This window comes from Microbulbifer mixtoriginis (SeqCode) (genome assembly GCF_052467515.1).
Map to the genome: position 1 here is coordinate 4236258 of NZ_CP174314.1, position 11001 is coordinate 4247258.

At 44.4% G+C, this 11001-nt stretch carries 10 protein-coding genes; all 10 read right to left on the reverse strand.

The annotated features are described in order from the left end of the window. Positions 1-25: 25 nt before the first annotated feature. Positions 26-1156, reverse strand: a complete 1131-nt coding sequence (tssG, locus tag ACJJIT_RS18210) for a type VI secretion system baseplate subunit TssG (RefSeq protein WP_444883483.1) — start codon at positions 1154-1156, stop codon at positions 26-28. Then, positions 1120-2949, reverse strand: a complete 1830-nt coding sequence (tssF, locus tag ACJJIT_RS18215; protein ID WP_252084231.1) for a type VI secretion system baseplate subunit TssF — start codon at positions 2947-2949, stop codon at positions 1120-1122. Before tssF ends, tssG begins: the two co-directional genes overlap by 37 nt. Beyond that, a complete protein-coding gene (tssE, locus tag ACJJIT_RS18220; protein WP_444899256.1) occupies positions 2949-3422 on the reverse strand; it encodes a type VI secretion system baseplate subunit TssE in 474 nt (157 codons plus the stop codon). Before tssE ends, tssF begins: the two co-directional genes overlap by 1 nt. 4 nt (positions 3423-3426) lie before the next feature. Further along, complete coding sequence (tssC, locus tag ACJJIT_RS18225; protein ID WP_444883480.1) at positions 3427-4941, reverse strand: type VI secretion system contractile sheath large subunit; 1515 nt, start codon at positions 4939-4941, stop codon at positions 3427-3429. A gap of 105 nt (positions 4942-5046) precedes the next feature. Next, on the reverse strand, positions 5047-6534 hold the full coding sequence (tssC, locus tag ACJJIT_RS18230; protein WP_444883479.1) for a type VI secretion system contractile sheath large subunit: 1488 nt from the start codon (positions 6532-6534) through the stop codon (positions 5047-5049). After that, complete coding sequence (gene tssB / locus ACJJIT_RS18235; RefSeq protein WP_252084227.1) at positions 6531-7052, reverse strand: type VI secretion system contractile sheath small subunit; 522 nt, start codon at positions 7050-7052, stop codon at positions 6531-6533. The genes tssC (ACJJIT_RS18230) and tssB overlap by 4 nt, the downstream gene beginning before the upstream one ends. Positions 7053-7096: 44 nt before the next feature. Beyond that, entirely contained in the window at positions 7097-8392 is a 1296-nt protein-coding gene (tssA, locus tag ACJJIT_RS18240; RefSeq protein WP_444883478.1) for a type VI secretion system protein TssA, read from the reverse strand. Positions 8393-8578: 186 nt separating this feature from the next. After that, complete coding sequence (locus tag ACJJIT_RS18245) at positions 8579-9361, reverse strand: hypothetical protein (protein ID WP_444883477.1); 783 nt, start codon at positions 9359-9361, stop codon at positions 8579-8581. Positions 9362-9573: 212 nt separating this feature from the next. Further along, on the reverse strand, positions 9574-10302 hold the full coding sequence (locus tag ACJJIT_RS18250; protein WP_444883476.1) for a SapC family protein: 729 nt from the start codon (positions 10300-10302) through the stop codon (positions 9574-9576). Positions 10303-10326: 24 nt separating this feature from the next. Further along, a complete protein-coding gene (tagF, locus tag ACJJIT_RS18255; RefSeq protein ID WP_444899257.1) occupies positions 10327-10998 on the reverse strand; it encodes a type VI secretion system-associated protein TagF in 672 nt (223 codons plus the stop codon). Positions 10999-11001: the final 3 nt, after the last annotated feature.

Below are 11001 nucleotides of genomic sequence, written 5' to 3' on the forward strand. Positions count from 1 at the left end.
TTTAAAAATTATTGTTAATGAACAATTATGCTGCTGGCAAGGCTTCATCAGGCGACATATTTTCAGCACTTAAGGTAATCTGTATGAGTTCTGCTGATTCCTGTTCACTGGCCATATGTGTATTCCACCCTAAAAGAGGTTCATGATCAGATTTTTTGTTTAACTGAACAGGCGAAACTTGTTGCGCAGGTAAAGATACTGATAGCTCGAAGTCCAACTCAATCCCTGCACTTAGTTTGATAAAGGCTTTAAGCGATTCCAGTTTCTGAGTTCCCGGGGCAATAGTCATAAATTGTTCATAAGCCATTGGTTCAATGACTATTCGAAATTTATTTTGAGCTTGGAAACAGTGCGTACCCAGAATTGTGTTTACCCCTAGACAGTTATTTACTCCATTGGGAGCTTCATCACAAGGCAGGCGACAGAGAATGTCTTTCGGTAATTCATCCCACTGCCCCTGAAATTGCTCTATAGCGACATCCAAACCAAAGAAATGCTTAATCATGCTGGTCAGCGCAGCTGCAGAGCAACGTCCCTGCCCCAAATGGCCTGCCATACCCAAAAGAGCTTCATCGGGAATTGGCAATCGATAGCGCATCTCGCTAGTACCCAGGCCCGCCAAAGAGGCAATCGCCTGTGTAAAAATATCTGGAACCCTTTCATTGCGTAAACGCTGGCGTTCATAGTTCACAGGCAATTGGTATTTATGCCATGCTTTATAAAGTAGCGAAGTATGACGGTGATTAAACATATCGAGAAAATCCCGCAGAGCGGTATTATTTTCTCTGAGCTCTTTTTGAACTATTTCCGTCAGGTAGTAGGGCATTACACCCTGACTCCCTATAAGACCAGTAAAGCCAACCTCCATATGCCATTGACTAACTTCTTTATCTTGTATTTCTATATTATTACTGGTCTTTTTTTCCAGACGTAAAACGTCTGACCCAATAAAAGATAAACTGGTCTGGGCGCTGAAGCGAACCATTTCCTTCGCTGGTGGAGCCGCACTGGCAATAGGTTCATCGCAAAATCCGCCATCCGCCAAAGACACAGCACGCTCCAGGATACGCACCGCCTGATAGAATTCGAAATGATAGGGCTCTCGACGCAGCCGCTCTATTACAGTAAAGCTTTTTCGCCGGCGCGAGGTGGCCATCTTTTAAGTTCTCCATCTCTGCCACTCATCGTAGCAATCAATTTAGTAAATGAATTAATAGAACAATATAAACCAAGAAAACGTTCAATGATGCTGGCAAATAATAAAGGGCTAGTGCCAGTGAGCATCATCGAGTCGAGTTCAATTTCTACCTCAGTTCCCCGACAAAGAACGACGCTTTGATCAATCTGGATAGGAGCAGTAATGGGTTTTGTATTCAGCTTTAATAAAGATTCAATCAAATTACGAGTACTGGCTGAATCCCTAAAATCATACAGTCTGAAAATTTCTTTGAGGGCATCACATCCCTGACTTCCAGATAAGGAGAGATGATTCAAGTTCAGGTGTGATATCAGCTTCCAGTAGCCTCGCTCTCTTCTCGGAGGCCTCAATGTCGCAGTTGGTGCCACAACACAGCTAATTCGTTTCGCTGGGACATCACCATCAACTACTTCAAGATAAGGTTGAGAGTTGCCGCTGGGTAACTTCTTAGGCAGATTCCGATTACAGCAAGTTAATTTAATATCGAGTGTTTGATCATTAATCCTGTGCGGATTGAAATCTAAATCAACGAGACTCAAATCAACTTCGGAAGCCTGCTCATTGCGATGCTCCCCTTCTATAACTTCACGACGCCGACTGAACCAAAATGCTGACTGTTCCGCGTGGTGTTGGCTATGCTTAATCCCGTAGAAAGGTCTATATTTAGTGGTTTCGCCATCACCGTCTGTGGCTGCCACCTCATCAATAGAATATATTTCCAGTCCATCGCTACGACGAGCATCTGCTATAACATGATATTCATACTGGGTATGGGTGAGCGGTATAGGATCTGCACTCTGCTTGAATAAATTAATAACAGGCGTACAGCCGAGTGCAAACATACTTGGAACCAATTGTTTTTCCAGTTCCTCATGCGTCTCTGAAAGATAAAAATACAAGTTCAATGTGTCTGCATAACTATCATTCAAAGCCCCCTGTAGATTTTCAATATCCAAGAAGAGAAATTTTTCTGGGAAAGCAAAATACTCGGTAAGCAACCTGTAACCGATGAATGCTGTATCTGGATAGGGTAATAAACCTTCTTCTACATTCATCCCGACCTGGCAAATATCCTCTGGGGATAGAAAAGTCGGTTTTGGATCACTCTCTCCATTTGCCACAACCAGCTTTACACATTTTGTTAAAAGTAGATCATAGAGGCTATACACATGTGTCGCTTGACCACGCAAGAAGAATCTTATTTTTTCTGGATTCATCTCCGCAAAGCTCAGATCAGGACTCAAAGCTTTAAGGGAGAGCTTAAGAACGGCGTTTGCTCCCTGAATCTCATTACAACCAGGAGCAATAAACGGGCGTGGCATTAAGCTTGCGCTGACCGGTTGAAACGGATTAATTTCCACCGGATAACAAGTTGTAAACCTGCAAGTTTGTCCCTGAAAGCTGTCACTTTCCAACAACGTTTTTGCATCAACCTGCGTTATTGCATCAAGGTCTGAATCCGGTTCAAATTGAACGATCGCACATGATGGAATGGGTCGTAAATAATGTGGATACAATGTTTCCAGCATTGCATCTGTAAGTTCAGGAAAATCATCACTAAGTTTTTGTTGAACCCTGGCATTCATATATGCAAAACCAGACAACAAACGCCCCACAAGCGGATCATCTACGGTATCTGCATCTAACTGCAGACGTGATGCAGCTGCAGGGTGCATACGGGCAAACTCAGCGGATGTTTGCTGAATAAATGCGAGCTCACGCTCATAGAGATCTATTAATTTTTCACTCATTACATAATCTCAGACACGTCTACCATTTGTGTTACCGGGTTTAAGGCAGAGTCAAATACGATAACCTCAGATGCAGGATTAACATGCAATACTGCTTCTACACGAAAACGTATACTGGGATCTTCCACATCTACCTTATCTTGAGTGGTAACTTTTACAGAGCGAATTCTTGGTTCAAAATGTAAAATTGTCTTCTCAATATCCCGGCAGAATTGTTTTCGACTGTCTAATGAGGATAAATTGACAGTAGACAGATCTGGCAGACCATAATTGATATTTGACTCTTCCAAGTGCCGCAGTTCAGATGGTGGTGAAATACAGCGATAACGTGTATTAAATAAATATTCCAGGTCGCGTCTAACCCCTTCACGTAGCTGGCGTAAAATCTGATGGGATTGGTGAACATTTACTTTACTAGATGATTCAAGTAGTCGATCTAGCACTGGGGCTAACAGTCTTTTTTCTCTTGCCATAATTCTATGAAGCCCCAACACCTATCGTTGCCAGAGCCGTAGTGAGCTTGAGCTCGGAGACCAAATGATCAACCGTATAGTGGCTTTTAAGATGAATTACGCTTTGATAACTACCTACTTTGCCAGGCTCATCCGCCACACGAACTCGAGCTTCACGCAGGGGGTAACGTGCCAACATTTCCCAGGATAAATCATCTCGCCCAGTAGTATACTGGTCCAACCAATGCTGAAGCTGGCGCTCACAATCAGCAGCATTCATATAGGCACCCACCTTATCCCTAATCATCACTTTGATATAGTGAGCAAAACGTGAGGCGCAAAGAATTTGTTGCAGCATAGAACTAATACGCGCATTCGCCGTAGCCGCTTTCGATGTATATTGTTTAGCTTTCTGAAGAGAGGGCACACTATTAAAAGCACTATATGGCGTGTCATAACAGTGGCTCAAGCATGCAAAACCCAGTTCTGATAGGTCCCTTTCTACAAAATCTGTAACCAGAATCGAAGTGGTCATCTTAACCATACCGGGGCGACTGTCCGGCTTATAGGCCAGGGTGGGCAGCTGAGTCACCAATCCACCGCCAAGATGATCCCGTGCAACACCGCGAATATGGGAAAACCAACCAACTTCACTGAATTCGCGTAACAGTACTGCCCCCATAGCAAAGCAGGAATTCCCCCAAAGATATCGCCGGTTGTGAGATCCGCTAACCTGTTCCTCAAATCTCAACCCACGATATTCTGAAAATTCTAGGCTATAGGGCTCGCGCATAAGCACTTGAGGTAAAGTAATGGCTATAAAGCGACTATCTTCTAAATCTCTCAAGCTATTCCAGCGTATATATTCTTTTTGACGAAAAACCTCAGAGAAGCGAATTGGCTTGGCCAAATCATCAAAATGATCGACGCCAAAAAGTTGAGGTGTCGCAGCACAGATAAATGGCGCGAAAGCGGCGGCGGCTGTATGGGCTATGCCCTGCAGGGTAAAAATATCATCGTAAGGGTGATCTGCCATCGGCCGATGCGAGATATAATAATCTCCCATTAACAAACCAAAGGGCTCTCCACCTGGAGTACCAAACTCTTCGTTATAAACTAAATGAAAAAGTCCAGACTGATCGAAATCTGGGGCCCTCTCCATATCTTTGCTCAAGTCTTTCCAGCTGGCATCTAGCAGTTTTATCTTAATATTGTCTGAATGTGGTGTATCAAATACCAGCATCGATAGCCCACGCCAACTTGCCTCTAGACGCTGAAAACGAGGGTTATGAAGAATTCGATTAACTTGATCGCATATAAGCTCATCAAGCTCAACAATAATACGGCTCAAATATTGGCGAACAGAAAAATTCTCCTTTTTTGGACAAGGACATATTTCTGTTAACCAGTATTCAAAAGAGAATAGTTCGTCTGGTTCGCGTAAAAAACGCTGTAATTGACCCTGATCTCCACTCGCTAAATTTTCCGGCAAAATATCTAAATAATCTTCCGTAAATTCTTTTTTTGTTGCGCAGGGCACCGGAAAACTCCCATTAGCATTTCTGACAGCTTCAAGTAATTTAAAGCTTTGATGAAGACTTTTCAAAAAATTGCCCGCCCCTTATTCCGAGGCGGGCACAGGTTTTTATCCGGCAGATGGGATATTGGCAACCATACGCATGGAGGTGGTCAACTCCTCCATTTGTAACCAGGGCTTCAAGTAGGCAACAGCACTGTAGCACCCAGGTTGACCTGGAATTTCCTTCACTTCAACTCGAGCTTCTGAAAGCGGATACTTTGCCTTCATCTCTGGGCTTGCGTCCGGATTTGAGTTGGTGTATTGAGTAATCCACTTATTCAACCAACGTTCACAATCACTAGCCTCCATAAAGGAGCCTACTTTGTCACGCGCCATTACTTTCAGGTAATGGGCAATTCTAGAAGTAGCCATCAGATAGGGAAGACGTGCAGAAATCGCCGCATTCGCGGTAGCATCCGGGTCGTCATAGGCTTTTGGTTTTTGCGCACTTTGAGCACCAAAAAATACAGAGTAATCGGTATTCTTGTAGTGACATAACGGCAAGAATCCTTGAGCGCTCAATTCCGCTTCACGGCGATCAGTAATACCGATCTCTGTTGGACATTTCTGGTCCATATCGCCGTCATCACTCTTGAATATATGTGAGGGCAGACCTTCCACTTTACCACCACCCTCGGCACCACGAATGGCTGTACACCAGGAATTCTCAGCAAAGGCCTTGGTCATGGTGGTGCCCATTACATAAGAGGCATTCATCCAGCAGTACTGGTCGTGGTCCGCAGGGCGTGAAACTCCAGATTCATCAACTTCAAACTCTTCAAAGTCAAAAGCTTCGATTGGCTTGGTATTTGCGCCATAGGGAGTTCTGGCCAGAGTCCGTGGCATAACCAGAGTAACGAAACGAGAATCTTCACTATCTCGGAAACTACGCCACTTAATATATTCAGCTGACTCAAAGATTCCACCGAGGTCACGGGGTTTCGACAGTTCGGTAAAGTTATCAAATCCAAACATACCGGAACCGGCTGCAGCAATAAACGGACAGAAACCCGCTGCCGCAACATTGGACATTTTACTCAGAAGCTCGATATCTTCAGGGTGACTGGTGAATTCGAAATCACCTATCATGCATCCGTATGGCTCACCACCTGCAATACCAAATTCTTCTTCATAAATCTTTTTGAAGGTCTGGCTCTGATCAAATTCAACTGCTTTATCCAGGTCTCGGAACAATTCGCGTTTGCTCAAATTGAGCATGCGAATCTTCATGGTTGCACCTGTTTCAGAATTCATCACCAGGTGATTCAGTCCGCGCCAGGAACCTTCAAGCTTCTGGAATTTTTCATCGTGCAGAATAGCGGCCATTTGCTTAGACATAGCCTGGTCAATTGCACTGACTGCTTTTTTGATTGTCTGGGTAAGGTTACGGTCCCAGGTTACGGTTCCTTTTAAAACCTGCTCTGTCAGGTTTGCGATCAGATCCTGGGCTTCCTGCGGTTCTGTTTGTTTGGTCGCGGCAATAGCCTGCTCCAGTAGGTTGACCGATTGTTCCTCAGCTTCACCTTCCGCAATATTTTCTACTTCTGTGCTCATTCTGAGTCCTCTCCTTTATCCTTGTTCAACCCCAACTGCTCGGAAATAGCACCGACATTTTCCGTACTTTTCAGGATGTCTTCTAAAACTTTTTCTAGTTCTTCAGAGCGGTCTGCCTTACTGAGAAGGTCACGTAATTTACTGCGTGCTTCCAAGAGTTGTTTCAGCGGCTCAACCTGATCGACGATTTTCTCTGGAGAAAAGTCATCCATATGATTGAAATCTAGATCAATACCAATTTTGCTGCCATCACCAGACAAGGTATTTTCCACCTGAAGATTCAGTTTTGGATTAACCTTGGTCATTACATCGTTAAAATTATCGCGATCAATTTGAACAAACTTACGATCTTTCAATGCTTTGCGATTTTCGGTGTTATCCCCTGAGTAGTCGCCCATTACACCAGCAACAAAGGGAAGTTCCTTTTTAACTTCCGCACCATTGGTTTCAACATCATAAGTTATATGTACACGTGGTTTGCGCACACGCTTAAGTTTATTGTGGATACTCTCAGACATCTCAGGTCTCCTTCCTAGATTTAGGGACTGCTGTTCTTAATTAATTACCAACCCGAGCTGGCTTCTTCTTGTGCTTGCCCACCCCAGCTATCCTCAGCTGCAGATGCAGCTTCAGTGGCTGTTGATGCTGGCTCAGATGCAGCTGGAATTGGTGATGGGGTATTACTCGTTACCGGCGGAGCTACATAACGTTGGGTATCCGTTCCATCGAGACGAACACCTGTCAACTGGGAATATAGGGCTCGGGACTGCTCATCTGGTAGTAACTCAGTCATCAATTCAGAGACTGTCATACGACCCCAGCCTATTAATCGCTCCAACCCTGGAGCCAAAGGAGTATGTGGCTCGTAGGTACGGAAATATTTCGCGGCCTGTTCTAGTAATTTAAGAGCATCCTCTCGGGAGCTAACCGGTCCGGTGGGTGCTGCAATAGCATTCGCAACTATTGTTGATGCCACATTGGGAACAGCTTCCTCAATGGGGGAGTTACTCTGTGTGTCTTCAGTTACTTCCGGTGCCTCATTCTGTGCTAGCGCATCAAGCTGACTCTTATAAATGAATCTCGCTGTACGCAATACTTCATCCAGTAGAGAGGAAATATTAGTTGATGGCGGTGCATCATGACCGCAACTAGAGCGCAAAGCATCATTGATATTTTTATAGCTGCTAATAGTAGCTTCTATAGTTTCTATCAGATTCTTAGCCCATTCATTAGTCGCGCTGTTCACACATTGATCTACATCTTCCAGGCTATATCCCAGAGTCTCAATGCGGGCCGCTTTAGCATCTTCATCTGCGATACGATCTGCATCCCGGGCTTGCTGATGCTGGAAAAAAGAGAAATCTCCGTAATCCCCCTCCGGGGTTACTGGTGCACTACGGATCGGCATCATTAGCGTACCGTCACCGCCATCACCATTAAGGCCCGTCAGTGGTGCAACCGTAGTTTCAATACCATCCTCATCAGGAACTGGGTATAGGCCATCCCAAAAATTGGTAACCAGCTGCTCAATTAATAGAAAGCCATCTCTGAGGCCACTAAAGCCATGGAGACGAATTAGGGCCTCTGTATACCAGCTGGCCACTTCCAGATCTTTACTTTTCTTTGTCAGAATCTTTTCTGCGGCCTTTGCCACATCACGCCAAGGGGCCAGCAGATCAGAATCTGTGTCATCAAACATGGCCGAGCGCTCTGCGGCCCTAGCACTATTTCGCGCATCTTTGATGGAGTAGTAATCAGAGGTCGGTGATCGATCCTCCCGAATATCCTCACCGACAGGGCTCTCTGAAGAAATAGGAGCCGTGAGTTCTTCGATATTTATTGTATTTGGGAATGCCATGAAAAAAGTCCCTTCTACCCAATCAATTCCTTCAAGAAGATTTCCGAGAAGAGTACACGTTGTAAAGATCTAATCAAGGCAAATGACACAATGTAATCGCAATACCTTAAAAAAAGTGCACAGCGCACAATATTAAACAAATAATTTTTGTTATTTTTTTAGATTTTACAGCCGCTGACAAGCCGATTACACAGCAATTACAGCTGAGGCCTTACTTTCTGCGGTAGTCTCACTTTCCGGAGAGCATTGAAAACTTGCCACTATCTGAATAAATTCTGTTTTTGCTTGTGCAAAGCTTTGCAAAGAGGTCCATAGAAAAAGGGTATAGAAACTCTCTTTGCCGCGAAAAAAAACAACCATATATTGAACCGAATCTTTGCCGACATTAGCACTCATCTCGTACAACAAACCCATTTGCCAATCGCGCTCTAGCACTTGTGGGCCACTTAGAAGGTTGCCATTAGATACTTTGCTCAAACACTGCTGCATCTGAGCCTCGGCATAGTCCGTGAGGCTTAGCTCTTCGGGAAGTTCAGTTCTCTTTTGCTCCAATACAATCAGGTACCGGTTTAATTCGGTATCACCAGCCTGAATTTCAGCGTTTGGATTCAAATTATTACAAACTACCCAATTACGCGGTGCGCACAGTTGCAGCTGCGAGCCTTCACAGTGGAGTTTTCCCATAACCACAGGTAAATGAGAAGCACCACGCTCAACGGATTCTTTAGTAGAGTGCAACAAGTCAGAGTCCAAAAATAATTTGGAGTGCCAACCGGCCACCCATAATTTCTGAACAAAACGACAGGCTTCTGCACGATCTGCAGTCTTTCTAAGCTGTGAGCGGCTGCTAGCCATAAGCGCTTTAATTTGTGTAAAACTAAATCCAAACTCGCTACCCAGGGCTGATATTGCCTTTCGCCGCTCAAAAAGTGCTCTAATCTCCCCAGTAAATACCACGATATATGACATACCTTAACCCTTGCTTCCTGCAGTTATAGATAGGTTGGCGGATATTTGGACAACCAAAGAGCCCTGTACACTGGTAGCTTTTTCCTAAATAGGCTACTCAATTAATTTCACTTATGCCATGAGCTTTAATGCACCTGGAGTAAGTTGCCATTGCTTCACCAAGCTCAAATGGTTTAAAAACAATAGGGTTTTTATTGTTTAGCCTTAACCCTCTAGTGAAGTAGCCTCGCTTGATACTTTTTGAATAGCCGGCTTAAATTTGTTGACTGATGTAAAGACAGCATATGAGCGTATATTGGAGCTAAATAGCCACGCTCTTTTAAGCGTAAGAAGTCATTATCATCCAATGCATTCATACGCTCTGAAGTAACACAAAATACACCGGTTAATCGATGTTTGGTATTACCAGGTAAATCGACTACCACTACCTGCTCCTGAAAGAGTTCCATCTCAGTGAGGCAACGAATAAACTCTTTATTATTTGATTTCTGCTGATGAATTCCACTCAGTAAGTTTCTGGCCTGCAATAATGCATTTGTCGCTTGCCCCTCATCATCGAATAGCCTACTTCTATTTCCATCTAAGCTACCAAGTGAGAGAGAGGATGAATCCACACAAATTATTGGATTTGTTTCCAGTTGATCTTTGTAATGCAAGTAAAATGGATAAGCTCTCAATGTTGCCGGGATATAACCACCCAACCATTTATCCTGCTGAATAAAAAGATTCTGCCCCGGTTTTATTCCTAATAAAGCACAACTTTCCAGGGCATTCTCTTCTTGAGACTTTAAAAATATGATCGGACATTCTCCAGCCAGGGCCGTGAACTCGGGTAGGTACACTTGACAGATATGTCGAGTTTCACTGTGTGAAATATCACCGGTTAACACACTATGCCGCCGATGCTTATTACTATTTAAAGCCACTATTATTTGCTTCACACTAGATATCCTTTACCTATTTATTCACTGTCTTTGCTGACTGGCACCCAACATAGAGCAGTAAAATTCAGGGCTGGGTAAAGAGGGGCAAAGCACGCTGGTTGGGGCTAGATGCTGTGATCCTTCGCAAGACCACAGACTGTAACTGGCGAACTGCTTACGACATACCTGTCCGAGTAACCCCGCGTAGCGCTTTTCGTTACCCGAGGCATCATTACTCGCGACAAAGAACTCACTCTGTGCTGCAGCTGTAGCAAGCTGCCCCAGTTCTACCGGCACCTCACTAAAGGCCTCGAACAACTGATCTGCATGGAGCATATTTTGCAGTGCGCTGACAGCCAATTCTGTAAGTTCCCGATACCACCTATCTGCATCTGACATAAAGTTAATTATGTCCATAGAAGAGGGTAACGGTGCGGCGATAGTCAAAGGAAAATAACGCCCCACACTATCCACACTAGGCACTAGAACCCCTACCCAGGGGGTCTCATCAATGATTCCTTTACTGTGGGCAAAGCGCCAGACCGGACTGGTCAAATAGTAGTCCAGCCAGTTTTCACCCATTATTTCTCGGGAACCATGCACTGCACGCTGCAGCCATTCATCCCACACCCTGACGAAACTCGCTGGAAGCTGACGCTGGATAAAATCTCCATGCCCAGGAAGCTTGCCAAAAATACCTATGCTGCTTTGCAAGTC

What these genes read in the sequence shown, in the direction of transcription:
- tssG (WP_444883483.1), bottom strand. Translation starts at nt 1,156, where the DNA reads ATGGCCACCTCGCGCCGGCGAAAAAGCTTTACTGTAATAGAGCGGCTG.
- tssF (WP_252084231.1), bottom strand. Translation starts at nt 2,949, where the DNA reads ATGAGTGAAAAATTAATAGATCTCTATGAGCGTGAGCTCGCATTTATT.
- tssE (WP_444899256.1), bottom strand. Translation starts at nt 3,422, where the DNA reads ATGGCAAGAGAAAAAAGACTGTTAGCCCCAGTGCTAGATCGACTACTT.
- tssC (WP_444883479.1), bottom strand. Translation starts at nt 6,534, where the DNA reads ATGAGCACAGAAGTAGAAAATATTGCGGAAGGTGAAGCTGAGGAACAA.
- tssB (WP_252084227.1), bottom strand. Translation starts at nt 7,052, where the DNA reads ATGTCTGAGAGTATCCACAATAAACTTAAGCGTGTGCGCAAACCACGT.
- tssA (WP_444883478.1), bottom strand. Translation starts at nt 8,392, where the DNA reads ATGGCATTCCCAAATACAATAAATATCGAAGAACTCACGGCTCCTATT.
- ACJJIT_RS18245 (WP_444883477.1), bottom strand. Translation starts at nt 9,361, where the DNA reads ATGTCATATATCGTGGTATTTACTGGGGAGATTAGAGCACTTTTTGAG.